Origin of the sequence: Mycobacterium sp. 4D054, assembly GCF_052245755.1 — a bacterium.
Taxonomy (GTDB): domain Bacteria; phylum Actinomycetota; class Actinomycetes; order Mycobacteriales; family Mycobacteriaceae; genus Mycobacterium.
In genome coordinates this window covers 1-25021 of record NZ_JBQQCF010000043.1, presented here as the reverse complement: position 1 = coordinate 25021, position 25021 = coordinate 1, and the positions used below count along the sequence as shown (strand labels likewise).

The 25021-nt window shown below is 66.3% G+C and carries 22 protein-coding genes; 3 read left to right on the top strand and 19 right to left on the bottom strand.

What is annotated here, in order from left to right; all coding sequences use genetic code 11:
* Positions 1 to 18: 18 nt before the first annotated feature.
* The 17 genes from ACTWP6_RS23985 to ACTWP6_RS23905 form a co-directional block, all read right to left on the bottom strand.
* Positions 19 to 783 carry a MinD/ParA family ATP-binding protein gene (locus ACTWP6_RS23985; RefSeq protein ID WP_443188980.1) on the bottom strand — a complete coding sequence of 255 codons (765 nt, stop codon included), beginning with the start codon at positions 781 to 783 and terminating at the stop codon, positions 19 to 21.
* 766 nt (positions 784 to 1549) lie between these two features.
* On the bottom strand, positions 1550 to 2506 hold the full coding sequence (locus ACTWP6_RS23980) for an ESX secretion-associated protein EspG (protein WP_443188979.1): 957 nt from the start codon (positions 2504 to 2506) through the stop codon (positions 1550 to 1552).
* Positions 2507 to 2520: 14 nt separating this feature from the next.
* Complete coding sequence (locus ACTWP6_RS23975; RefSeq protein WP_443188978.1) at positions 2521 to 2817, bottom strand: hypothetical protein; 297 nt, start codon at positions 2815 to 2817, stop codon at positions 2521 to 2523.
* Positions 2818 to 2855: 38 nt separating this feature from the next.
* Positions 2856 to 3158: a hypothetical protein gene (locus ACTWP6_RS23970; protein WP_094295095.1), complete on the bottom strand. Its 303-nt coding sequence runs from the start codon at positions 3156 to 3158 to the stop codon at positions 2856 to 2858.
* Positions 3159 to 3236: 78 nt separating this feature from the next.
* Complete coding sequence (locus ACTWP6_RS23965; RefSeq protein ID WP_443188977.1) at positions 3237 to 4595, bottom strand: PPE family protein; 1359 nt, start codon at positions 4593 to 4595, stop codon at positions 3237 to 3239.
* 4 nt (positions 4596 to 4599) lie between these two features.
* Positions 4600 to 4899 carry a PE domain-containing protein gene (locus ACTWP6_RS23960; RefSeq protein ID WP_443188976.1) on the bottom strand — a complete coding sequence of 100 codons (300 nt, stop codon included), beginning with the start codon at positions 4897 to 4899 and terminating at the stop codon, positions 4600 to 4602.
* Between the two features lie 186 nt (positions 4900 to 5085).
* The gene (locus ACTWP6_RS23955) at positions 5086 to 5496 is read right to left on the bottom strand and encodes a helix-turn-helix domain-containing protein (RefSeq protein WP_241479848.1); all 411 of its coding nucleotides are present in this window, start codon (positions 5494 to 5496) and stop codon (positions 5086 to 5088) included.
* Positions 5489 to 9652: a type VII secretion protein EccCa gene (eccCa, locus tag ACTWP6_RS23950; protein ID WP_443188975.1), complete on the bottom strand. Its 4164-nt coding sequence runs from the start codon at positions 9650 to 9652 to the stop codon at positions 5489 to 5491. Before eccCa ends, ACTWP6_RS23955 begins: the two co-directional genes overlap by 8 nt.
* A 5-nt stretch (positions 9653 to 9657) precedes the next feature.
* The gene (gene eccB / locus ACTWP6_RS23945; protein WP_443188997.1) at positions 9658 to 11136 is read right to left on the bottom strand and encodes a type VII secretion protein EccB; all 1479 of its coding nucleotides are present in this window, start codon (positions 11134 to 11136) and stop codon (positions 9658 to 9660) included.
* Positions 11137 to 11263: 127 nt separating this feature from the next.
* Positions 11264 to 13708, bottom strand: a complete 2445-nt coding sequence (locus ACTWP6_RS23940) for a hypothetical protein (protein WP_112744664.1) — start codon at positions 13706 to 13708, stop codon at positions 11264 to 11266.
* A 607-nt stretch (positions 13709 to 14315) separates the two neighbouring features.
* Entirely contained in the window at positions 14316 to 14657 is a 342-nt protein-coding gene (locus ACTWP6_RS23935) for a hypothetical protein (RefSeq protein WP_112744663.1), read from the bottom strand.
* Between the two features lie 13 nt (positions 14658 to 14670).
* Complete coding sequence (locus ACTWP6_RS23930; RefSeq protein ID WP_443188974.1) at positions 14671 to 15348, bottom strand: hypothetical protein; 678 nt, start codon at positions 15346 to 15348, stop codon at positions 14671 to 14673.
* 81 nt (positions 15349 to 15429) lie between these two features.
* A complete protein-coding gene (locus ACTWP6_RS23925; protein ID WP_443188973.1) occupies positions 15430 to 15837 on the bottom strand; it encodes a YbaB/EbfC family nucleoid-associated protein in 408 nt (135 codons plus the stop codon).
* The gene (locus ACTWP6_RS23920; protein WP_443188972.1) at positions 15834 to 17630 is read right to left on the bottom strand and encodes a hypothetical protein; all 1797 of its coding nucleotides are present in this window, start codon (positions 17628 to 17630) and stop codon (positions 15834 to 15836) included. The genes ACTWP6_RS23925 and ACTWP6_RS23920 overlap by 4 nt, the downstream gene beginning before the upstream one ends.
* 10 nt (positions 17631 to 17640) lie before the next feature.
* Complete coding sequence (locus ACTWP6_RS23915; protein WP_443188971.1) at positions 17641 to 17913, bottom strand: DUF2694 domain-containing protein; 273 nt, start codon at positions 17911 to 17913, stop codon at positions 17641 to 17643.
* 36 nt (positions 17914 to 17949) lie between these two features.
* Positions 17950 to 18264, bottom strand: coding sequence for a type VII secretion target (locus ACTWP6_RS23910; protein ID WP_443188970.1), 315 nt, complete (start codon positions 18262 to 18264; stop codon positions 17950 to 17952).
* 33 nt (positions 18265 to 18297) lie between these two features.
* Entirely contained in the window at positions 18298 to 19929 is a 1632-nt protein-coding gene (locus ACTWP6_RS23905; protein ID WP_443188969.1) for a DUF4226 domain-containing protein, read from the bottom strand.
* 1229 nt (positions 19930 to 21158) lie between these two features.
* Between ACTWP6_RS23905 and ACTWP6_RS23900 the strand changes: the two genes are divergently transcribed.
* Both ACTWP6_RS23900 and ACTWP6_RS23895 read left to right on the top strand, forming a co-directional pair.
* On the top strand, positions 21159 to 22208 hold the full coding sequence (locus tag ACTWP6_RS23900; protein ID WP_443188968.1) for a helix-turn-helix domain-containing protein: 1050 nt from the start codon (positions 21159 to 21161) through the stop codon (positions 22206 to 22208).
* Between the two features lie 195 nt (positions 22209 to 22403).
* Entirely contained in the window at positions 22404 to 22889 is a 486-nt protein-coding gene (locus tag ACTWP6_RS23895) for a putative immunity protein (protein ID WP_443188967.1), read from the top strand.
* Between the two features lie 123 nt (positions 22890 to 23012).
* On the opposite strand, the gene ACTWP6_RS23890 is transcribed toward ACTWP6_RS23895, so the two are convergent.
* Entirely contained in the window at positions 23013 to 23873 is an 861-nt protein-coding gene (locus tag ACTWP6_RS23890; RefSeq protein WP_443188966.1) for a DUF2637 domain-containing protein, read from the bottom strand.
* Positions 23874 to 24037: 164 nt separating this feature from the next.
* Complete coding sequence (locus ACTWP6_RS23885; RefSeq protein ID WP_443188965.1) at positions 24038 to 24172, bottom strand: hypothetical protein; 135 nt, start codon at positions 24170 to 24172, stop codon at positions 24038 to 24040.
* A 236-nt stretch (positions 24173 to 24408) separates the two neighbouring features.
* On the opposite strand from ACTWP6_RS23885, the gene ACTWP6_RS23880 reads away from it, so the two are divergent.
* The gene (locus ACTWP6_RS23880) at positions 24409 to 24747 is read left to right on the top strand and encodes a helix-turn-helix domain-containing protein (protein ID WP_443188964.1); all 339 of its coding nucleotides are present in this window, start codon (positions 24409 to 24411) and stop codon (positions 24745 to 24747) included.
* Positions 24748 to 25021: the final 274 nt, after the last annotated feature.

Sequence of the window (25021 nt, the reverse complement as noted above, 5' to 3'; positions counted from 1 at the left end):
CGGTGCCGGAATCGCTGATCAGATCAGCACGCTGTAGAAACGCTGCAGCACCGCGTGAGTGTCGGTGTACACCTGGGCGGTCAGTGGCTGACGATCGCTTTGGTATCGATTGCCCAGGACGTCGAGCCCGGCAGCCTCGTTCATCCCGACGTGGGATCGAATATCGCTGTAACCATTTAGGTTTCGATCCGACAGCACGTCTTTATAGGAGTTCGTGGCTTTGGGGTCGATCCGGTCGGCCAGGTTGGAGGCGCGATCGGGGTTGGCGTCGATGGCGATCACTTTGTCTTTGCGCAGCGAGGCGAAGGTCGACCCAATCGACGCGGTAGTCGTGGTCTTGCCCACGCCGCCCTTGCCGCCCAGCACCACGATGGAGTAGGTGCCGCGCAGGTGGCCGGCGACTGTCGCGTTGAGGTTGCGCAGCAGCTGCTCATCCGGTGACTCGCCGGTGTTGATGAGCTTGAACGTGCCGTAGTAGAGCCACTTTCGCCATCCGCGTGACGAGGGGATCTTGCGTGGAGTGTTGAGTTCGGACGCGGAAATTTGCTCGCTGCGCAGCTCGGCGCCCCCGGACCCGGTGTTGTGGGACCAGTCCCATTCGGGCGGGCGCGGCCCGCTGGGCGCTACGGGTTCACTCGGCGGCGACTCCGGCCCCCGCGCCGACCAGCCCGGCGGTGGCTGGGTGGGTCGCTGTCCCCCGCCTGACTGGGGGGCACCGCCCTGAGCGGGCCATCCGGGAGGCGGTGGCGGTGTTGCGTTGGATCCCAACGCGTTTCGCAGCATGTCGCGAGATAGGAACTGTGTGCGTTCCTCCGGCGCGACCGGCCGAGGAGCCGGCCGTCCCGGGGGTTCTGCTTCCTGGCGTGGTACGTCATTGCCGAAGGCTGACGGTTGTCCACCCGGGCGTGGGCTCCACGGCGGCACCGCAGGTCCCTGGTCGGGGTGCTGCGGACCTTCGGCCCCCGGCAGCCTGGGCGTCGCGTTCACGTGAGCTGTTGGCTCATCGCCCGCTGTCGGGAATTTGGCTGCGGGAGTGTGTATCTCACCCTGGAGGGGTCTGGGTTCGAGGCTCTGGTTGGGGCCTTCGAGCGACTGAGGCGGCCAGGGCATGGCGGGGTAACCCGGTGGGGGCGCCGCGGCATCACCGCGCGGCGCGTTGTTCGGCGGCGGGGTCTGGCCCGTCGTCGGTGGCTGTTGGCCCCCTCCCCCGCCGCTGTCGCCGGGTGGGTCGATGTGGTGCCGGCCGCCGGCAGGGTCGCCCTCGGGCTCGTTTGCAGCAAATGGTGGCTGGGGATAGCTGGGGGCGGCTGGTGGCGTTTCGTCGCCCGTGCTTGCGGCCCCTGGTGCACTCCCGCGCGTGTCGTCGTCATCGCCGCGCCCCGTGTTGTTCAGTGCGTCGAAGAACTGTTGATCTCTGGACTCGGTCATGTAGCCCCGCCCTCCTGCCGATTTCCACCGGGGAGCGCTGAAGGCTCCTCGAATCGGTGAATATCACCGTCGCAGAAAGACTACCAACCACACATTTCAGGCGTCCACGACGTTAGGCACATCAGTGTGCGTGAAATGTCTGAATTCTTTGATGCTGGTCCCAGCCGGCACCGCTGGGCAGCTCCTTCAGCACGTCGCTGACCGCGCGGTTGACCCGAGCCGCGGTGCCGGGGAACAGCATTGTCCAGCGCTGCTGGTCGTCGGTGGTGCTGGAGGAGATGACGACCCGGCCCATCAGGGAATCGACAACCATGGCCCCCGTAGCGGCAAACTCGGGCCCATCTACTGAGTATTGAGTGGCGCCGATGGCTGCGCGAACGGCCCCGGTGTCGGACACTGCGACGATAACGCGAGCTTGGCGTGCTGTCAGGCCTAGCTTGAGCAGTTCCCCAATGACGTCGTAACCTTGCGGGTCCGCTTGCCAGCTGCCCAGGACCGACTCCAGGCGTTCGGCCTCGATGTTGACACCTTCGAATTCGGCCGGAATTTCTTCCCCGAGCAGGTCGTTGACGGCCTCGAAAACCGTAGTGTCACCGTCGAGGGGACTGATGGTCACTTCGTCGAGCGGTTCCTCACCGCTTCGCCACACGCGCGCTGCGACAACCCATTTACCGTCGCGGCGACACAGAACCGCTGTGCGATCGGCAGATTGGTGCGCGTTCCATGCGCGGATTGCCGCTGCGACGGCGAGGGGCTCTTTGAGCGGATCCGCCGGCGGCATGAAAATTTCGGGGGGGCCTGTGAGGCGCTCGGGTCGTTCGTCCGGCCGAGTCACTCTGATTGAGACGTCGATATCGCAACGGCCCAGTGTCCAAAGCCATTCCTGCACATCAGGGTCCAGTGTTCGACCCTGGCATACCCCCGCCTCCTCCAGTACCTGCAGGCCGGGGTGGGAGGCCAGCATGGCCTCGGTGTCGCCCACGGGCCGCACGCGCAGCGCCGCAGGCAGTCTGGTGACGCCAGAGAGCGCAGCTGTCAGCCACAGTCCTTCGGAGGTGGTCGACAGCTGCGCTCCCATGGGTCAGTCCTTACTCAGATGCCGACGAAGCGGGCAGCGTTGGCCGCGTCACCCATATCGGTGTTCTGCACCGCGCCGCCCTGGGCGCCGCCGTGCCGCTGGATGGTCTCGAAGACCTGCTGGTAGGCCTGCGTGATCGAGCGCTGAGCCTCGGCGTAGGCGTTGGCACCCTTGTCGCTCCAGAAGTCTTGCGTCTGGGCGAGAACCTGCAGTGCCTGCTCCTGAAGACCGTTCAGATGCGAGACCAAGCCAGCCTGGGCGGCTACGTGGTCCATCATCTTCGCCTGGTCGTACCGCATACCCATCTCCATGTGGGTTCTCCTTCGAAAGTTGTTGTCGGGTAGGTGGGTTACGCCTGGGTAGCGACGCTGGACAGCTTGGCCTGGTTCTCGGCCTCCACGCGGTCGTACTCGTTGGCGCCGGTCTGCATGGCCTGGATCACCTGATCGAAGCGGGCCGAGACGTTGCGGCCGGTGGTGGCCACTTCCTCGGTGGTCTTCATCGAGGCCACGGAGGCGATGCCGACGAAGGCGCTCCCGCCGAGGTCCTGGTTCATCGTCATGTAGCGGCCCAGGGCGTTGAGTGTCTGGTTCTTGATTTCGTCGAGCTGGCTGGCCGAGTTGCGCAGCTTGGTTGAGTCAGTCTGGAACATGTCCACTTCCTTTCGGTTCCCGTGAGGGATATGTGTGCTGGTTGGTCGTCATGTGTTGCGCCGGTTGCCGCCGAGCGATCACCCTCCCCCGTCTGTGTAGACCACGCCATTGGCGGTCAGGATGGGGATAGCGTCCGCGTCGTCGAGGACCACCGATAAGGAGGTGTCGTCCTCGCTGCGGCTCGCGCCTTGATCGCGGCGCTGCCCTGCCTGGGCCGCGCCCATCGGCATCATTCCGGGCATGCCGGAGCCCATCGGGCCCGTAGCCATGCCCGGCATGCCTGCGCGTACGGCCGCCGAGGGCTTGTTCTGGCCGGCCGCGCTCGACCCGTCCGCGGCTGCGGCTGGGCCCCACCACGCCGAGGGCATCCCGATTGGGCCACTACCCATGCCGGCGCCGGCGGGTTTGGTCAGCGCGGCCGTCACCGGGCCGCCGCCGGATCCGAAGCCACCGCTGACGCCGTTCATCGACGCAGCGAGGTTGGCGCCAGGAGCGTTGGCCGATAGTCCGCCGAACGGCCCGCCGCCCATGCCGCCCATCATGCTGCTGAGCTGGCTGCCCATCTGCATGGGCGCTTGAGCCAGCTGGGAAAGCGGCTGAGTCATTCCTTGGGCCATGGAGGGCAACGAGCTGGCCATGCCCATCATCGATTGGCTGCTACCGAGCAGGTCGCTTCCGCCCGGCTGAGCGAGCTGCGGGGTTCCAGTGGTGCCAACATCGCCCTCACCGCCTGACTGGCCGGCGCTGGTGGCCGCCGACAGTGCGGCCGGGGCCGCCGAAGAGACGGCTTGACCCGCAGCCTGTAGCGGGGCGCTGAGTCCCTGCATGGACGCTTGGACACCGGTTTGGACTCCTTGAGCGCCCATGCTGGCCGCCCCTGCAGCCAACGCGGCCGGATTGCCCCCGGCGGGCAGCGGTGGGCGCAGCGGGACGCTGAGGCCAGAGGTGATGCTGGCCGCGGCGCTGGAGTAGCCGGTCATCGCTGTCGCGTTTTGCGCCCAGTATTCGCCGTACTCCGCATCCGTTTCGAGAATGGCGGGCGTGTTGTTCCCAATGATATTGGTGGCGTGCAGAGCCATGCACCGAGCCCGGTTCGCCACAACAACGGGGTACGGAATCGTCCCGGCCACCGCTGCGCTGTGAGCGGCCGCAGCCGCGCCGATCAGCGTGCTTGCCTTCTCGGCGTGAGCGCCCGCCTCGATCTGCCACTCCGACTTGGGAACTGCAGCGGCCATCATGGACGTGCCGCCCTTGCCCCACCAGCTGCCGGTAGCAGTCGTCGCCGCAGTGGCCATCATCTGGGCGCCCTGCTGCATGTGGGTGACCCCCGCAGCTTGGTAGCCGGCCACGACCGACGACATGGCCGCAGCGCCGGGTCCAGTGGTGAGCCGGATGGCGTTGGTCTCGGGAGTTAAGCCCCAGTATTGGACGGGCATGTTCTCAGAGCAGCAGCGAGGCCTGGTTGACGGCCTCAGTCGCCACCGACATCACTCCGGAGATGCCGACGTCGCCAGCGAACATTCCCCGGTCCGCGACGCTCACTCCCGTCTGGGCGAGGAACTGCGCGTTGTGCGTCTGGATCGCGGTAGCCAGGAGCGCGGAGACCTCCTCGCTTCCCATCGGGACAACGGCAGTCATAGCCGGTGCCGAACCAGCAAGCACGCCGGCGGTGGTCGCCGTTCCGGCCGCCTCAGCTACGGATTGAGCAGCAACTCCAACAGGGTCTACGAAGAATGTCACGATTAGCCTCCCCTAAGGCGCCGGGTACTTGATAGGCCGAGAGTAGAGCGGTTCTGCAGCGCCTGCCACCAGCGCAGCCACATTCGTGGCAGAATCTGTCTTTATTCTTCGGTTGTCTGCTCTACGCTCGGACATTTCGTCACTCCCTCATTGTCCCAGCTACCAGAGCATGGTCAGAACACTTATTTATCGAGTGCGTGCGGCCAGCTGAGCTGCGGATTCCGCAATATCCCCGATGACCTGCAGTCGCTTGCTCAGCGTGTCCGCGGCCGCGGACCCAGCCCTCGCCTCCTGGGCGATCTGCGTTAGCTGTTCCACCAGCACCTTCGTGGTTCCGCTCAGCGGATACTCTGTGCCGTTGCGCAACGTAGGCTCCGCCCCGTCGAGCACCGTGGCGAAGCTGCCCGGGGTCCACCCAAGGGCGGCTTCTATCCGCCCTCGCGTGACTTCGCGGCCGGGAATCTTGCCGCGGTTGATCAGGTCGGTGATCGTGGAACGGCCCACCCGGGCGATCTTGGCCAGGTCCATTTTGGACAGGCCCAAGTCCAGCCTTGCTGCGTCGACGGCTGCGCCGAGCCGATGTCCCGGATCACTCAAGGGGTAGCACCTTCGCGATCTGCGCGGGCGCCGCCAGGCGGTCGGTCACGTAGATTCCTCGGCCCGCCGGCTGCCTGGCTGCGCGAACGCCTCTGATCAGCTCGCCTTCCATGCGGTGGCCGTCCATGACGATCAGGGGGGCGGTTTGCGCGATGAGCCGTCCCGCCAGCGGAGAGGACATCGCGGGCCCCCACGGGAAGCGCCGGCCGATGATCAGGTGTAGGCCGACCTCGCGAGCGCGGTCGATGTACTTGGTCAGACCCTCGGTCGCCGGGCCCTTACCGTCCGCGCGGAACATGTTGGCCCCAGCGCTCCATCCCGCCACGATCTGTTCGTCGTCGACGAGGACGAAGATCTCCGGTCCCGACCAGGAGCGCGTGGCCTGAGCAAGTTCTTCCTGGCCGGCGCGGCCGCGCGGCATGCGCGGGGCAAGGAGCGAGTCGATATGGCGGGTCATCGCCCGCACATCGTCCTCGTAGTAGGTGTAGCCCTCGGACTCCACACCGTCCTCGCCGATGTAGCGGCCCAGGTGCGGCCCTTGCACCACCCGGACGAGCGAGTTGCCCGGGTCGATGACATAGATCTGAGCTTCCTCGGGTCGGTATGACCGCATGATTGCCCGCGCGACGGCGGCCACGGAGTTCGATACGCCGCACTCCGGGTTGCCGATGAAGAGCAGGTGGGGGCTGCGGTTGAAGTCGGCTTCGGCCGCCACCAGGCCCACCTCGGAAATGCCGAAGGGCACCACGCCGCGCTTGGGCTCACGCTGGGCGGCGAAGACCTCCTCGAGGCTGACCGTGCTCGGCAGCATGCGGACCTGTGCGACCTGATCTACACCGGTGAGCTTCGTAATAACCTCGGCGGCCTCGCGCGGGCCGATCGTCCTTCCCTCCGGTGTGGACAGGATGGGCAGCCCGGCCTGGAAGTGATAGCCGGCCATCGACGTGCCTCGGCCGCTGATGGTCTCGGTTCGCGTCTCAGCGGTCTCGTCACTGGGATCACCGAGCAGTTCACGCTTACCGAACGGCACCTTCTTGGCGACATCACGGTTGTTCTTCGACGGATCGTCTTGGCTACCCAGCGCCAATTCGACGTTGAGGGTGAACGTGTTGGACATCCAGGAGGGGAAGCCGCCCGCGATCCAGCCCGCGGCGGCGATGATCGCGCGGACCCCGAGGCTGTTGCCGCGTTCCATGATCACGCCGAGGTCGGCCATCATGTCCTCGCCAAACGTGGTCCGGAACTGCTGCCAGCCATCGATGACCAGGAACACCTCACCGAAGGCGTCATCGGGGACCGGGCCGGCCTCGCCACCGAACTTGCGCGCGCGGAAGCTTTCAATGCTCAAGCCGAGCCGGCTGAACGCCTCTTCGCGCTCCTCCACGAGCAATTTCATTTCCGCGATGGTGCGCTGCACCCGCTCGCGGTCACCCGCCCGGGCGAACGAGCTCACATGCGGAAGCGCCTCGACGTCGTTGAGACCTGGGCCGCCCATGGCCACCACCACGAACTGCACCCGCTTCGGGTGATACATCATGGCCGCGCCCGTGATCATTGTCGTCAAAGCGGTGGTCTTACCAGAACTCTGCTGGCCGATGACGGCGCAGTTGCCCGCGGAGAAGTCCAGGGCGTACACGCGTTGCGCGTGCTGGAAAGGCCGGTCCTCGATCCCAATCGGGAACAACAGTCCGGGGGTGTGTCCGTAGTCCTGATACCAGGGCTTGCGCCGCAAGCGGCGCACCAGCTCCTCGACGGGCACCGGCTCCAGCGGCGGCAGCCACATCTGGTGGACCGGCACTCTGGTCTGCTCGCGCAGCGACCTGATGGAGGCCTCAAGCTCGCGGATCGGTTGCCCGTCTGCGCCGAGTACGGTGTCGGTCGATTCCACAGGAGCGGCGGAGAGCTTGGGCGCGGACGCGATCGCGGCCATAGGTGCAGCGGTGAAGACCTCGGGGGCCATGTACCCGGCTTGGGTGCGCACCGCTTCGGCGGCCACCCGGCGCGGCGGATGGTAGACCTTGCGCGCGAACGCGGATTGGAACCGCACCAGTCGATCGCGGCCCTGCACGCGCAACAGGCCCGCACCAGCAGGCTTTTCGGGAAGGTGCTTGGCTTCGTCGGTGCCGATGATGGCCATCGACTCGCCGGCGTCGAGGGTCCGCAGACCCACGCGGATCGGGATGTTGGCCATGATGCCTGACTGCATTTCATGCCCGAGCCGCTGCGAACCCAAGATCATCTTCACGTTCAAGGCGCGGCCCTGGCGGCCGATCTCGTCGATGATCTTCTTCGAGTCGGGCGCTTCGATGAACATCTGGGTGAACTCGTCGATGACGATGATCAGCGCGGGCAGCGGCTCCAGGCGCTGGCCCAGGTGGATACGGCGATACTCATACTCGGCGACCTCGCTGATTCCTGCGCGGTCGAGCAACGACTTGCGGCGCTCCAGTTCGCCGTTGATGACGTCGCCCATACGCTCGATCCACAACGAGTCGTCCTTCAAGTTGCCCATGGCGGCAACGACATTCGGCAGTCCAGCGACCATGTTGGCCGTCGTCTTGCCTTTGAAGTCGAAGAACGCGAACACCAGCGTCTCCGGAGAATGCGTCAGCGCCGCCGACAGGATCAAAGTCGTGAGGAACGACGACTTACCCGAGCCAGTCGTGCCGGCGATCACCATGTGGTGGCCCATACCACCTTCGTGGGTCTCTTTGAAGTCGATGTGGACTGGCGCCCCAGTCGGATCGACACCGATCGGGAACTGCAACCACTTTGCGCCCCAGGCATTGTCTTCAAAGGGAGGACCTTGCAACGTGGGAGCCCACAGCTTTTCCACGTCGAGGTTGCCGGGGTCGTCAATGCCAAGGACCTTGTAGAGGTCGGCGTCGACCGAGGTGTCGTCGATCAGGCTGCGAGAGCGTTCGCCCTCCACGCGGTACCGGGCCATCTTGCGTGCCAGCACTCGGGCGCTGGCCAGGTCCATCGAGTCGGGGCGGCAGAACCATTGACCGCGGTGCGTGACCTCGGACTCCGACACCCAGAACGTATTGGCCTCTTCGAAGCCGAGGCCGCGGCCAGGCTCGTCGGACAAGGCCAGGAAGGTCACCCCTGCAACACCGCCAGCGCGGGTCAGCGTTTCCCAGTGGCGGTCATCGCCGCGGCGGCGGCGGTCGTCAATCACCAGCCAGTGCGGCGTGGTGGTGGCGTTCGTGCGGAAGGCGTCGCGGCCGTGCAGCTCCGTGCCGACCGCCGCGTCCATCTGCTCGCCGGTTGTCCAGACCATCCGGGTCGGACCGCCGCGGTCGCGCAGCGTGGGGTGCGCGCAGTGCGGCAGCCACTTGCACCACTCCCAGCGGGCGATGTCGTCGGTGACGATCATGATTTTGAAGTCCCGCGGTGAATGCGCCACAGCGGCTTGGCAGATCAGCGCCCGGGCCAGCCCGTACACCGCGTCCATGCCGTCACGTCCGATGAGAGCCATACCGGCAATGTTGCGCAGCAGCAGCGGCTTCGGCGCGTTCTGCAGCTTGCTTTGGGTCTGCAGGAACGCCGAGGAGGCGTCGTAGGTGACCGGCTCGTAATCCTCGCGGCGGCCCAGCTCGTTGGTCTCCAGCTCCTTGACGACCTTCGAGGTACCCAGACCCACCCGCACCTGGCTGTAAAATACCTTCAGCACTGGATCATTGGGCGTGCGGCACCACATCCGGGCCGACCCGACGAGACCTGACAGTAGTGCTGGCTCGGGATGGAGATACTCGAACTGCGCGTGCTGGGCGCGGGCGGCGTCTTGTACCTTGTCCCGCGTCTCATCGAGGGTCATCGCATAGTCGCGCAGTGCCTGCTCCATCTGCGGCCCCGACAGCTGCTTATCGCCGCCGCCACCGCGATTGGAGAACATGTAGGACCCCATCGACACGATCATCATGATGGGGAACAGCAGGGTCATCATGCCCATCGTTCCGCTGCGCAGACCAGGCTGAGACAGCATCAATGCCATGATCCCGAGGAACGCGACGCCCATGACAACAGGCAGGATGATCGCGGCCTTGCTGCGTGGAATCGGCCTAGGGGCCTCCAGCGGTTCGGGCACCGTTTCGCGGCCGCCCATCGTCGGTGGGATCTTCACCGAGCCCTGACGGGGCTTCACTGTTGCCATGCGGTCTACCGTCCTTGCTCGGTGATCGGGGCCGCGGAGCCGGCCAACGTGTCGTGCATCGTCATCGCCGCCTGCTTCGACAGCTCCGGGCCTGCGGGCCACACACGAAGCAGTGGCCACGGCGCCAAACGCGGCGCGACACTCTTAAGCCCCAGCGATTGCAGTGCTTCATCGTCAAACGGCACGCCGTAGCGCGCGCCGGATTCACTGATCAGCCAAAGGGTTTCCCGACGAGCGGACTCAGCGCTCGAACCCGTCGTCGAGACCCACGTTGCCGGATTGTCAGCGAGCAGAACCTGGTCGGCCAGCGTGCCTTGGTCCGCAGTGCTGACGACCAGAGGAACCAGATGCGCTTCCTGCTCAGCCGTCACCGGCAATGCTCGGCCGACCAGAAGTCGTTGCCGGGCTTGCCGATCCGTGGCTCCGCGGTCCCACGCCACGCACAGCACCGGGTCGGCGCGCCAGTCCACAACTTTGAGTGGCTCTGCGGGATACCCGGTCACGTCGAGCACGTCCCGCACGGGGACATCGCCCAAGACGTCCGGGGAGATGCGGGGAGGTTGCGAGACGCCGAATGAATCGCGCTGCCGCAGCATAGCCGCGACCACAGAGGTCACCGGCTGCACACCATTGCCGAGTACCACGTAAAACTGGTCTTGACCCGAGGCCACGTCCTGAGACACCACGACCGCGCCGTTCACCAACGGTGTTGGTGTACCCAGGTTGACCGTGCTGGGCTGGCCCGCCCCCGGCACGCCCGGGACGACCAGGGGCCTACCGGCAGGCAAAGCGTCCACCATGGCCTGAGAGAGAACAACCGGGGCACCGGCTTCCTCCAAACCCAACGGCTCCACTACTGCCCTGTCGGAAAGGTCGACCGGCATCCGCACGCCATTGGTGATGACATACGCCTGCTCGTTGAAGATTCCAAGAACCGCAGTGTCAGCGGAGACCTCGCGGGCGCGGTCGCCCAGCGTGAGGTCACCATTTATCCCAGTGATTACCGGACGCCCGCTCATCGTCTCAGACGCCGTGTCGCACACTGCCCACCGCGACACCTCAGGGGTGAGCACCTTGGGCGGCTCGGTGGGAGCGCCTTCGATGCCGACCAGCGGCCCCCGCGGCCACTTGGCGAGGTCGTCGGGACTGACGAACGTCGGCTCGGACGGTTGTCCGGCGATCAGCCATGCCGACACCAGATTCAGCGCCGGGTGAAGCCGACCGTCCACTGACACGAAGACCGTGCCGAGTTTGCGGTCGGCCACGATTTTGGAGTCGTTCACCAAGCCCGCGGGCCGTAGCCAGCCCACCACGAGCGCCCCCACCATCACCAGGACAGCGAGCAGCGCCGAAATCATCAGCATCAATCGCTGCGTGCGCATACGGTCGGTTTGCATACGCACCGACCGGCGCTGAAATGCAAATCCCAGCCGCCGGCGCAGGAAGTAATGCCCTCGCACCTGTGTCTTGGAAGCCAGATTCATCGGCACCCTAAAACCGTACCGTGCAAAACAACGAGTCAGCCACCACCGCAGCCAAATTGACTGCGAACGAGTTTCGGCGAGGTTGCTGGGCTGGCGTCAAGTCGACGCCTGCACGGGCTGGGCGGGTTCACCCAGCGTGCACGAGGTCCTCTTCGACGCTGGCCAATGACTCAACGATCAGATCGCGGATATGGACGTTACCGGCGGCCGCAGCTGCGTAACACATGTCGGGCAGCGGCAGCGGGCGTGTAGCCCATCCGCCAATTAGCTCGGCGGTGCGTGCCACCATCCAGTGCGCGCGATAACGAGCAAGTTCTTCAATAGTCTCGCTCGGATCGGCCTGACCAACGAAACCCGGCCGGAAAATTGACGTCACAGTATTGAAGTCCTTGGCTGCCGCGTCGTACTCAGCCCACTGCTGTGGGCTTGGATCCTGATCTCCGCCGCGTGTCAGCCAGATCTGACGGACCGCGTTGGGGATCCCGCCTTCGACCGCGACACCCTGGGTAGTGGCCGTGTTCATCAGCAGGGCGCTGGCCGCAGCCACGATCCTGTCCTGGAGCAGGGGGTCAGCGTCCATCACCCGCAGCAGCCGCGGGTACACATCAGGCCACAGCGCCGCCAGGCGGTGCTCGTGCATCCCGTCCATTCCGGGCGCAGCGGTCTGCTGGCCCGGTTGAAGCAGCGGGTTCGTCTGTCGCGTGCACGACGGCGGATGCTCAACACCGGCATCGCGCAACGCCGTTAACGGCCCTGTCGTCGCAGCCGCCACCAGGCGCCAACCCATTTCAGCGCGCAGCTGCGCGTATTCGATGAGCACTCGCGCCGGGTCAGCCCAACCGAACCACAGCTGCCGAAAGTGGTCGTCCACCAAAGGATCCGTTGCCAGTACGCGTGCCGAGCGAGGCACGTAGACACCAGCGGGAATGTAGCTGGCCCCATCATTAGACGTGACAACAGTTTCAGTGCCGCTTGGAGAGCGGAATACGCCCACCGCCCACTCGATCGGGTAACCAACCGCCTGAGCAGCGTGCTGCAACTTCCACGCCAACTCCTTGGCGGCCGCCGCATCGGCCGACTCCCGCCGCTCCCGGGCCGCAGCGGACTGGCCCGCGGCAACCACACTCGCCGGGATCAGCGTCGCACCACCTCCGGCGCCTGCTGGCGGCGGCGACGTGGCAGGCGCATTGCCGCCCGCGGCGAGCGTGCCCGCGGGGACCGTCGCCGGAGGCGGCGGCGCAGCGCCGGCCGGTGGACCCATCGACCCAGGCGGCAGCATCATCGGGGCGCCACCACCAGTACCCATTCCTGCCCCGGTCGGAGCGGCGGCAGCTGAAGCGGGGGGAGCGACCATGCCCGGCTGAGCCGAGGCCGGTGACACGCCACCGCCGGGAGCAGCCGAAACCGGTGCCACCGGTGCCGCGTGTCCCCCTCCAGTCAGCGCCGGCGACGGACTCGGAGGAGCTGGCGGCGTGGACGGCATCCCACCACCGATGCTCGCCCCTGTCGACATTCCCTGGGTAAACGCCGCGGCCGGTGAACCAGCGCCGGTGCTCGCGCCTGGAACCCCTCCACCGGGCAAGCCGCTTCCGGCGCCCGGGACCTGACCCATACCGCTACTCAAGGGGTTCGAGCCCATGCCCGGCATTCCACCGCCCCCAAGCCCGCCCGGCATCTTCGGCATACCGCCCCCGGAACCAAGGCCGCCCGAGCCAAGCCCACCACCGCCGCCAGTGCCCATGCCGCCCATCGACGGCATACCACCAAGTGACGAGGCCGATTGCCGGGGCGATGTCACACCCGGAGTCGCTTGGGTTACCGGGCCGGTCGCTGTCGCAATCCCGGTGTCGCCCGCACCCTGGCCTGCCTGGGTGGCAGGTTTGATGCCTGCCTGTGTCGACGGTGCGCCGCTGGCGTCCTTGGCCGCTTCCGGCGCCGACTTCTCTTCGCCGAGTTCGGGTTTCGAAGTCCGCTTGTATGGATCGTCTTCCTGCGCGATGCCAGGGGAGGTCTCATGATCGACGGGTTGAATGCTAGGGCTCGCCGCGATGTCACCGTAGCGAGTGAGAAGGTCAAGAGCACGGGTGTTTTCAGCGGTCGCCTTGAACGATGTATGCAGCGCCATCGCCGCTTCCACGCCCCACCCAGTCTGGGTCCGGGCCTGGGCGTGGTAAGTAGCTACCAGGGTTTCGCGCTCGCCCGGGAGCTTGGCAGCGTTGATCGCAGTATCCGCATCACGGACCAGCTGGTCTTGCCCCGCGGCGGTTTCGCGCAGCACGACGGCAATTCCGTTGCACTTCTTCGCAACACCTGCGTGCCACTCACTGATGGTCTTGGCTTCCTCAGCCAGCATTGCTCCAGCCTGATGTGCGCTATCGAATCCCGTGGAGTCGGCCGCGTCGCGGAATGCGGCATTATCCTGCACGATCTGCTGGTGGATACCGTCCCACGCCGTCGCTCCCGCCTTGTAGGACTGCTCCTGGGCGTCCCAGTGCGCGGCGTCCGGCGGAACCATGTCCGGCGTAACGATCAGCGGGCCATACGATCCCGCCCCTCCCCCTGTCGATGGCATTAGCGCAACCCGCACGCAGGCGCGATCACATCCACAAGGTCATTCCCTCGCTGCTGGACTCTCTCCGCCTCGCCCCAGTCACGCTGATTCATGGCGTGCATCGCGTCGACACTAGCCCTGATCCACTGGTCAATTGGGTCCGAAATGGCCCGTGGCGTTGCGGGAGCCACGTTCGCCCGTAGATGCGTGATTGCGGCCATGCCGGTTCTCTTCTCCATGGCTAGCGCAGCCGCACTTGCAGGTGCTTGTGAGTTGGGTTCTGCGGCAAGCACCGCTGCGCTTTCTCTGCTTGCTCGCGCTGTTGAACGTGCAGCCGTATCCCATGCCATGCAGGCGCTTGTCTTCGCCATTTGGATCTCCGCACCGCTGGGCTCAGCCGGCGGTGGTGCCACCACATTGACAGTGTGCTGAGCAGGTGTGATCGGGCTGCCGAGCACGACCGCCGTTCCTACTGTCGAGGCGGCGGCAATGGCAAATGCGCTTGCAGCGGCGACGATTCCGGCGCGGCGTGGTCGCGGTGTCAGTTGAGCTGGTGGCCCACCCGCGTTTTGGGGGGGAGGTGCGGGTGGACCACCGGGTTGGGGGTGCTGGTGGGTCGCGTAAGTGGTCATACCGCCACGGTCCCGCCGCTGGGGATGAGGGTGAGCGACTGACGGTTCTCGTTCTCGATCGTTTCCATCGACGTGACGGACTCAACCTTGCGCTGATAGATGCCCGCGATCCGCCGTCCACCGCCAGCGTTGAGGCCCTGGCGAATTGCTTCATCCTCGGCAATGGTCTCTGTCAGCGGCGCCCACATCGGCCGAGCGGCGCAGGCAGCGGCAGCGCCGGATGACGCTGCGCCAGAGGGCGCTTGGGCCACAGTCTCGGCGACCAAGGCAGGGGCCGACGCGTTCGCGGCTTGAGCCTCGACCGGCTTGAGGTTGAAGGGCTTGGTAACTGCAGGCATTAAGTTGTCCCTTCTACTTCTGGCAGGCCGCGTGGACTTTGTCCATCGCGGTCTGGCCCTGCTGTGCGGGTAGGTTGCGGTCCTGGCCGCTGGTATCGGCGGCCAGCACGGCAAGCGTGGCGTCGATGTAGTCACCCATCGGGTCGGCAATTTCGCGTGGCGTGGCAGGCGGGGTGTGCAGCCGCAGGTACTCCATCTCCACCAGGACCACGGCCTGCTCATTGGCGAGTGCGGCTTTGTATTCCGGGCTGTCCCGGTTGGGAAGCGCCGCTACGAGGGGCACGGAGGCCTCGTAGACGGCGGCAACCACCGACTTGGCTGCCGCGCACGCCTCGTCGCGGGCAGCGCTGACTTCCTCGGCGCTGTAAACAGGTGCGGAGGGCGTGACTGTTGTGGTGACCGGCGCTGGGTCGGGGCGCGTCCAGGCAAGAGCGCCCATCACGACCGCCGCGAGCGCGAGTGCGACTGCGCCACCCGAGAGTCCCCACACCAACTTGGACGTACGTGGACGTGGCGGGGCGGCCGGTGGCGGGAACGGGGCCGCGTGCGGTGGATGAGGGGGTAGCACTCCGGTCGGGGTGCCCGGCGGGAATCCGCCCATGGGTGGCTGCCCTGGTCCGCGCGGGGGTGCCCACGGCGAGCCGGGACCCGCAGCAGCGGGTCCGACCTGCGGTGACGTGCCCTCACTCATGCATCAACCGTAACGCCGATAGGCAACATGTGGCTACCAGCACGGCCCGATCCGCCATATCCAGCCCGCTTCGGCTCTGCATCACTGGAGATTGTCGAGCAGCTGGGCGGCCTCTCGGGCTGCCTCTTCTGCGTTCTGCTCGATGACGTCACGCTCGGCGTAGGCGTCGGCGACCGCGGCCTGCAATGTTGTGCTGATGGCCCGCTCGAGTCCCTCGTTCGTGTAGCGGGTCGTGCATCCAGGGGCCAGCGACAGCGACACCAGTCGCCCGTGGTGATTGACCGACAGCTGGACATCGCCATCGGCGCTCTCCATGTGCACGTCGATGCTGGCCCACTTCTTGCGCAGATCCCGCAGGGTCTGTTGCACCCGCTCGATGCGCGCAACGTTGCGGGCAACCAGCTCGGCGTCCGATTCGTAGGCGGTCGGGCGGGCACCGTTGACCGGTGCGGTCGCCGGGCGTGGGGCGGATCCGTGCGCTGCGGTCATTTCGCATCCCCTTCGGGGTCGGGTGGCATCGTGACGCGGCGACGCGGACGCCCGGGCGCAGCCTGGTCGGTGGGTCCGGCTTTGCTCGCGGCGGCGTTGTCCACGCTGACGGTTTGGCGGCGCTCGACCTCGCCTTTGACTGGTTCCCCGTTCGGAATGGAGGGGATTACCACGGTCTTGTCCGGTGGCGGCTTCGCCCGGTCGCCACCTGCGCCGCCACCGGCGCCCATGCCCCCCATCATCGGCGGCATCATTCCCATACCGCCCATTCCGGCGCCGGCGGGTGCGGGTGAGCCGGGTGGGACCGCTCCACTGGTGGCTGGCAGCGACGGTGCTCCTCCGGTGGGCGCTGAAGCGGCGGCCAGTGCGCCTCCGCCAGGGGGCAGGGAGGTGTCGAGTCCGGCTGGCTCCATACCGCCACCACCGCCACCACCGCCGCTGCCGAGGCCGCCGCCGCCGAAGTCGGACAGGCCCGCGTCGTCGAGCGGAGTGTCGTCGAGGCCGAGGTCAGGCTCCTCCTGCAGGCTCGACGCAGCACCTTGCATGACCTGCTGAGCGGCCCCCATCAGCTGCTGCGGGACGCTAGTTACTGCACCCATGGCGCCACCGAGAGCACCCGCGAGCATGGAGGGAACCATCGCCGCCATCGGCAGCATCTGCTGCATCGAGTCACCGCCCATCGCTGACGTGCCCTCGCCGCCGGCCAGCAGAGGATCCGCGGCAGGATCGGCCAGCGGGTCGGCCAAGGGGTCGCTGGCCCCGGTCGCGCCAGCCGCGGCGCCGGTATCTGACGACGCAGCTGTATCGGACTGATCTTCGCTGTCGCTGGGCTTGCGCTCTCCTGGCTGTCCGGACCCCTCGCTGGGTGCGCTGGCCCCGTCGTTCACGATGTCGGTGACCGGCGGTGGCGGCGGCGGGGCCTGGGGCAGCTCCGAGAGGTGGTAGGACACCCCTGCCGTGGTGGCTGTGGTGTCGAGCTGCTGCAGGTGGCTGCTATACCGCGCGAACTGGTCAGCACCCATCAGGCCGCTGGTCTGCATCATCAGCATCTGCGCGCGGGTCATGTTCTGCCGCGTGTCGGCGAATGCCTGGGTGCGCGGGGTTTCTTGCTGGGTGCGGTCGAAGCGGCCACCGTGATCTTGTGCGGCTTGGGCCACTGTGGCGGAGTGGGATGCCATCTGATCGGCCCAGGACGCGAATTTGTTCAGCGAGGCTGCCAGCTTCGGTCCGGTCCGCCCGGTGATGCCAGCCGCCACGGCGCTCTCGGCGTTACGGGCGGCGACGGCGCACGCTTCGAAGGCACCCTGGTAGGCCTGACATGCGGTGTGAAAGGTAACGCCGGTGCTGCTGCTGCCCGCCTCGATCAGCCCCGCGGTCGCCTCTCCGGGACGCGGAGCCATCGGGGAGATTGGCGTGTCAGGAGCTACCGCGTTGGTCTTGACTGCCGCTTGGGTCGCCGGTCCGCCTACCGGTGCCGCGGGTGCGCCTCCCAACGCCAGTGATGCGGCATTGGAGGCTTCGATTTCGGCCATGTTCGTGCTCGCCGCGGCCACGGCTTGGGCGGCGGCGGTGAGGACTGCGGCGCCATCCAATGCCCGACTGGACAGCACTCCCCCATGCTCGGAGAGCCGGGCCGCGGCCGTGGTCGACACTTCGTCTGGCGCGAGCGGGGCGTGAACGGGGGGCACGGCGGCCAGCGCGGCCAGGCTGCCGGCGGCCGAGGTCATCGTCGCGGCGACAGTGGCCATACCGCCGAAGTCGACATCAACGACTGGCCCCCCACTGCTTGGCATGTCTTCCCCCTTAAAAGTCGATGGTCTTCGCGAACGCGGCCACCTGTTCCTCGGTGGGCAAAAACGAGCCCACGTTCTCCACGCGGTTGCCTTCCATTTCCAGCCGCAGCGCCAGCTGTGATCGCAGGTAGGCCAGGGTATTCAGTCGGATGATCCGCGCCGCCAGCTCTTCGTCGGCGAGGTCCATCGCCTCGGGCTCCAATTGCACCCCGACCGACGCCCCCTGACGGTCGACAGAGACGATGATGGACTCGTCGTGGCTGGTGGCCTCGAAGGCTTCCACCGTTGTCTGCTGCGCCGACTCAAACACCAGCCCCCCTTAAGTATCGGACGGGCTGATCGTCACGCTCGCCCGGTTCTCAGCCTCGACTCGCTCGTACTCAGCGGCCGAGGTCAGCAGGGCGTCACGCATCTGCTCATGTCGAGCCTGCTCACTGGCCAGCGCGGCGTCGCGCTTGGCCGCGACCTCGCTAACCGACGCCTTGACCTGGTGATACAGCGGACCCAAGGTTTGCGCCTCGGTCGTCATCCGCTCGTTGTCGGCGCGTGCGGCCACGATCTGATCAATCGCCTGCGCATGCACCTCAGCGCGACGACGCAGCTCAGAGGGATCGACCTGTACTACCACACCCATAATTTAACCCCGTTCGTCTGTACGTGCGGACACCTAATTGGCCCCCGCCAGCACGGTTGCTGCCGGAGCTGCGGGGGCTGCCTGGACCTGCGGACGCGCCCAGCCCAGGAAATTCGGGCCGGTGGGCATCTCCTCGACAGGTGTGACCTGTCCGTTCAACCAGACCTTGCCATTGCCCAGCGCCATCACCCGGTGATCAGTGAACTGGGCGTAATCCATCATTTTCAGTTGGCTGGGCGAGACCGGCTCGTTGACCGGGGCGCCAGGGGGCAGCACCGTGATCTGGGCCTGCCCGGCCGCGTCGTCGAGGCTGGCACCGTCGAGGACCAGGCGGCCGGCATGAGCCAGCTGCGGGCTCTCTGCAGTGACCGTCGACCCGTCCGGCAGCTTCACCGACACATCGGGGCCAGGCTGGGCAGCAGGAGGAACCTGGCCGGTCTCAGCGGCTACCGGCTGAGGCTGTGCGCCGTCAGCAGGCTTGGCCGCCGCGGGCTCGGACTCCGGCGCCTCCGTCTTGCTCTCGTCGGCAGCGGCGGCCTCGTCGGTCTTCTCGTCCTCGGGGCTGTCCTGCTCAGGACCGTCCGGCTTGGCCGCCAGCGGATCATCCTTGAGCGTCTCGGCAGGGTCTTCCGGCGGGCGCGCGGACGCAGCTTCCTTGATCGCGCCGCCGATCGCACCGCCCAGATCTCCTAGTCCACCTCCCCCACCAAGGCCGCCCATTCCCGGCATCATCGAGCCTATCGCGCCCGGAAGGCCAGACAGGGCACCCATCGCCGGGCCGGCCAGCCCACCAAGGCCCGCCATCAACGGGTCAGAGGCCAGCCCGTTCAGCAGAGGGTCGCTGGCCAGGGGGTCGCCCGCCCCGGTACCAGCGTCGACTGGCGCCGGGGCCGGTGCACCGCCCGACGATCCGGTTGTGTCGCTACCGTTTTGGCCGTTGCCCCCGGCCGCAGCCGGGTCCGCGGGTGAACCAGTACCAGAGCCGGCCGAGTCCTTCACCGCGTCATAGCGCTGCGAAAGCGCGTCGAGCACTTCAGCTTTGGATTCGGCGTCCATGCCGGAGGACTTGACGATGCCCAGGATTTCCTGGGTCTTGCTCTGCAGAAAGTCGTTGAGCTGCTGCTGACCGGCCGGAGTGTCCAAAGTCGGTCCCAGCTTGTGGATTTGGTCGACCAGTGCGGCCTGCAGCGCCTGCAGCTGCGCCTTGCCCTCATCGGAACCGGTTTTGGCACCCAGCACCGCGTCGACAAGTTCCTCGTCGGCCTCGGCCAGTGCGGTCGTGTTCTTGGCCAGCGCGTCATCGACACGCTGAGAAGCCTCAGCCGCGCGACCCGAGAAGCCATCATCAGCCGGCGCTGGAGCCTGGCCTGGCGCGGCCGGGGCGTCGACACTGGCCGGCACTGTCGCCGGGGGCGCGCCCGGAGGGTCGACCAACTTCGCCCCGTCGAACAGCGTCGGATTGTCCAGCCGCAGCGCGCCCAGGTACTTGTCATCGATCGTGGTGGGCAGATCGCGGTTGCTCAGCCACTCTTCCGGGTGATGTTTCGCCCGTTGGTACATGTCGTTGAGTGCAGCGAAGTCGGAGTCGTTGAGGGTTCCGCGCCAGTCGGGCTTGAACCGCATGATGTGGTCGACTGCCGCCACGACCTCGGCCGCGGTGGCCATTAGCGACCCCCTGCCTCAGCGCCTCCGCAGCACGAGACGGTTCTGTCTGCCACCGGAACCTGCGCGCTGAGCGGTGTGCCAGACAACTGATCCGCTGCGTCGGCAAGCACCGCAGCCAGCAGATGCGCCACGAAGGAGTTCATGAGTCGGACGATAGAAGTGCAGGTGCTGACGGGTCCACCACCACAGGCACATTCGCCGTGAATCTCGATGCCGACACCTCAAGATCACGATTCGGACTCCAATCCCCGGCGTGTCGGTGGCTTTTCTGAAAGAGGGTGCGTAAGGATCAGCTCTGCCCGAACCCCGCCACGATCTGGTGGTGACCAGCGTGTCTCGGCGGTTAATCCGCCACTTGCGTGCGAAACTTCGTCAAGTACCACACGCATCAGGAGCCGCAGAGGTCACAAGATCGACGCCGGTCAGGGGACCAGCGACAAGCGCGAAACGACCGTGAGAGGAGCAACGCAGTGACCGCACAACAGGCGGCTACACCCCGCGGCCGCCCGCACCTCGGTCCGCGAGTGGTCGTCACTGCCACCTTCTGGCCGAACCTAGAACGCCTGGTGGACCAGACGCGCGGTTGTCTCGACCGGTCACCATTTCTGGCCGACCTCCTGGCGTGGCACGTCGACCGACCTGACCTTGTTCGACACCACCAGCTGATCCTGACCCTCCGCGTCGGCACCGACGTTCACGCACTGACACGACCCAACACCGCAACGAGACATTGCACAGTACGAGTCCACCCAGCCGTCGCTGGCGAGCTCGTCGCGCGAGCACAGGACGCTGGACTCCCCCGCTCGGTGTACAACGCCGGTGCCATAGCCGAGATCCTCGGGGCTGCCCTACCCCTACCAGCGATTCAGGAGGGTTTGCCCTTGGCGATGTGACGACGCCGGTGGTGCCGTGAGGAACCACTGCCAACATCCCACATCTGAATAGGCGAAAGCGCCGATAAAACGACTTTGCCCCCCGGCTGCAACCGGAGGGCGGGTCGGGCGCGAACGCCACATTCCCCGAAGGGAACTGTCGTGGAAGACAGGTCTCACGGTAGCGCATGCGTTGGCACTGGTCCAGACTTGCGCACCGCGTTTCTCCATATGTCCACCCCGAATGTGGACAATTCGCCCCGTGCATATCGCGGCTGCAGTACCGCCGTGCGTCGCCGCGGCACGATCCGCACCACTCCGGTGGCGGACGTCTTGGCTATCCGTCGTGGTCGCCGTATGGCCGGGCGCGATCTGCCCTCTCCCGCCCAGTTCGTCAACCTCGAACTCGAGTCGGACGCCCATGCCGGCGTCGCGTGCTGGAGCGGAGGCCCTACACGTTGGGCGCAGGTCACGGTGGCGTGCGCCTACGACCAGCGGTACCCGCAGATCCGGGCACAGATGACGGCGCCGGTCTCCAAGCGAGCCGTGGTAACCATCGCCGCGGAAATGGCGCGCTTCGCTGACCGCAGCACCGGACGAAACTGCCGACCGAGTGTGGCGACTCTCGCGACGCGGACGGGGTTCTCGGAACGCACTGTTCAGCGCGCGCGGGAGTGCTTACGTCTGCTCGGCGTGGCCACCGAGGTGGTCCGCGGCCGCCAGCGGACGTTCGTGGAGCGGATGGCGTCCTGGCGGATGGGTGACCAATCCCGCGGGTGGGCCTCAGTCTGGGCGCTGCACGACAACCAGCAGGTCACCCGGGTTATCCACATACTGACACCCCATCTGGAACGGTCCCCACTTAAGACAGCTATCTCACCTTTAAGAAGACTGGTTACTACCCACGCGGGCGCCGGAGGCGCCCGACAAGGCGTCGCTACGCGCCGCCGAAGCATCGACAAGGACGGGCAGCGCCTGGCGCGAACGTGGCGCGAGCATCCCAAGGCTCCACCGTGGTCACGCAAGTACGGTACCGGCGCCTGGGCAGCGGTTCTGGCCGCGCCGGCCCGTGCCGGATGGACCGCCGAGGACCTGAACGCGGCTGTGTCGGACTGGCTGATCGGTGGCCACCGGATTTCTGATGCACCCCCTCGGCCGATCGGGCTGATCGGAGCCATCCTGGCGGCGTACACGGCGCACAACGAGCTGTCGGTGCGGCCTATGGCCTACGCGGAAGCAGCCGCTGCTGCTGAGGCCGCTCAGCGCGCGGAACAGGCACTCCAGCGCGAAGCTGAGCGCCAGGAGCACGCCCGTGGAAGGGAAATCGGACGGGAAGCACTGCATGGCCCTGGACGTGCTGAGGTCGCCGCAGTGTTGGCGGCAATAACCCGGCGGCGGGGCCGATGATGAATCTTCGGCGGCTGGCTCCCCCAAGAGATTGTTGGGCGGAGCCGGGGCCGGCGACGTCGTTTAGCGACGGCCGAACCGAACAACAGTTTCAGTTGAAGGCATTTCGCCGACTAGTTGCTTTGTCTGATGAGGTCCGTGACACGCCAGACTGACGTTGTGGGCGGTCTTGTCCCCTTACGAGAGGTGGTGCCAGTGAGGAAGTACTCGCGTGACGATCAGCGTGCGATGGCGACATGGGCACTTGATTGCGCCGAGCGCGTGTTGCCGACCTTCGAGGCGGTTGATCGCATCGACCTGCGTCCCCGGCGGGCAATCGAGACCGGGCGTGAGTGGGTCAGCACTGGTCAGTTCAGCATGGCCGTTATCCGTAAGGCATCGCTGGACGCCCATTCGGCCGCCAAAGCGATCACGGATCCAGCTGCTATCGCCGCTGCTCACGCCGCCGGCCAGGCCGTCGCCACTGTCCACGTGCCACAACACGCATACGGGGGTGCCTATTACGCACTCCGCGCTATCGCCGCACGATCCCTGGAGGCTGTCGACGACGTGTACGAGGAGCGCCACTGGCAGGCCGCCCAGCTCCCGGATCATCTGCGCGCAGAAATCATGGACCGCATCGTGGTCGAAGAGGGCCGGCGGGGCCTTCGGGTATCAGTTCGCAAGGGCGCCGGTTTCTGACCCGCTTGGACGGCAGAGTCATGAGGAACAGCACACTTGGGACGACGGGTCACTCATCGTTCCCGGTGCTACTGACGACCGCTCGGAAACGTCACCAGAAATCGGGGACCGAGCAGCCCCCGGTCATAGGGTGCTGTCGCCGAGCACACTTTTCGCGGCGTCTCGGATTCTTGCCACCGTGTCGTGCCGCAGGTCGAGCCGCTGGCCGATCTGACGCAGCGCAAGGGGCGGTTGAGTGTCGTGGAGAAGCCGCAGGGCGTCCGCGATCTTAGCTGTGGGATACGAGGTCATTTGCCCGCGTTCGTGAATTGCTGCGGCCACGGCTTCCCATCGTTCAAGGCGGTCAGCCGCTAGGGCCAGGGCGTGTTCCTGTCGCTGGGCAGTCTCGTCGGGCCGCTCGTAGGGCGTGAATCGCCACAAAATAGAAAGCCCGTGCGTCACGAGAACCAGCGCCAATGGCGGAACGCAGGCGACCGCCGCGGCACCCCACGATCCCAATGGCTGCTCGGGCAGCCGGCCGTTGGGCAGCATTGCGTGTACAGCATTCCCCGTCACGCTGACTGCTGCGCCCACCGCCAGTAGCGCCCAGAAGTACCGGCGGGGTCCGCGCTGTTCGGGGTAGGCAGAAAACGCCACCAGCGCCATCGTCGCAAGCACGATCGTCCCGTCAATGATGACCGGCCACAGCCACGCGAACTTGTCCGGCCACACCGTGCGAGCCGCGAGATCAGCCAGCGATGAGAATGAAAGCGCGAAGCTGAAAACTGCAACTAGGACGGTGATTCCGACCGCCGCGGCGCGGGTTATACGGACGAGCGATAGCTTCGACGCTTGATGGGAGTGCCTCGCAATGGCAGATAAGGCTGATTGCTCCTCGTTGAGCGCTGAAGGTCTGGTGCCGTCTACAAGACCGTTGGTGCGATCAGGACGGGGTTCACCCTCCTGTAGCGAGCCGCGCGCGGCGTCACTAAGCAATGCCGTCATCAAATGTCCGCCTTCGTTGCTGGGCCGTCACAGCGCAGCATTCCCGACCGACTTTCGCGCTGTCCACGACTACGGGCACATTCGGGCCGGATCGCCGTACAGAGCGTGCACGCGCTTGGACGGCCCCAGCCGACGACTCAGGCCTGCAGGGATCAGTCGAGGCTCTAGGACACCTTCAACGGGCGCGGCAGCGCATCGTCCTGCTTACAGAACGCATGCGCTCGGGCGATGAGGTCCTCCACCGCCGGCGCCAGCAGCTCGGCAACCTTGACCCCACGGGACTCGGCGTACCGAGTCAATGCTGAATGATCTTCCTCGCTGACACGCTTGGCCACGAGTTTGGATGAAGCGCGGGTCTCCCGGTGGCGCCAGTTGCGCCGTCGACCAGCCGTGTCTTCGCTCGCACTGATGTCCGCCACCAGACCGCTCCGATCAGCTCGTTGGGAAGGCTGCTCTAAGCTCTGACCAGCCATTACGGGATCTGTGTAACAGGATATCAGTAACAAGAACTGTGTAACACGATTCCTGTAATAGAATGTCAGGCGTGTCCTATGCGCAATCGGCGGGAGTGCAGAAGCTCTCCTCGGTTGTCTTTGGGCAGAAACACCGGCTGGCCACGATGGCCGCCATTGCCCAGGGTGACGGCCTCGTCAACCCCAGCGACTTAGCCGCCGAGTTGAACTTTCCTGCGCAGAGCGCACTGCAAACCCCGTTGAAGGACCTCGCTGAGGCCGGCCTCATCACGCGACAAGACGGCATGGGCCGCGTCTACTACCGCAGAAACCCGCATCCAATCTGGGACGCTGCAATCGAGCTGCTACATCAAGCGCTGGCCGCGGACGTCACCGCCGCGGACGTCACACCCCGGGCGTAACGGCCGACCCGAGGGATGCCGCGGGGCAACCTTCAGCGCGTCGTTCTGACGCACAGCGGCCTAAGAGAGCGTAGGCGGTCCACCATGGCGGGCCAGCGCAAATGAGCTAGCGCCACACCCTTCGATCACGCTTTTGCGCTGCGCCCTCGGTCAAGTCCAGGGACGTGGTGTACGACGTCGTCGTGTGATTCTTCGAGGTGATGGTTCAGGTGGTCAGTGCCGCGGGGGTGGCCTCCTGTTCGGTCGGGGTGTCGTTGACGGTGCGTGATTTGCT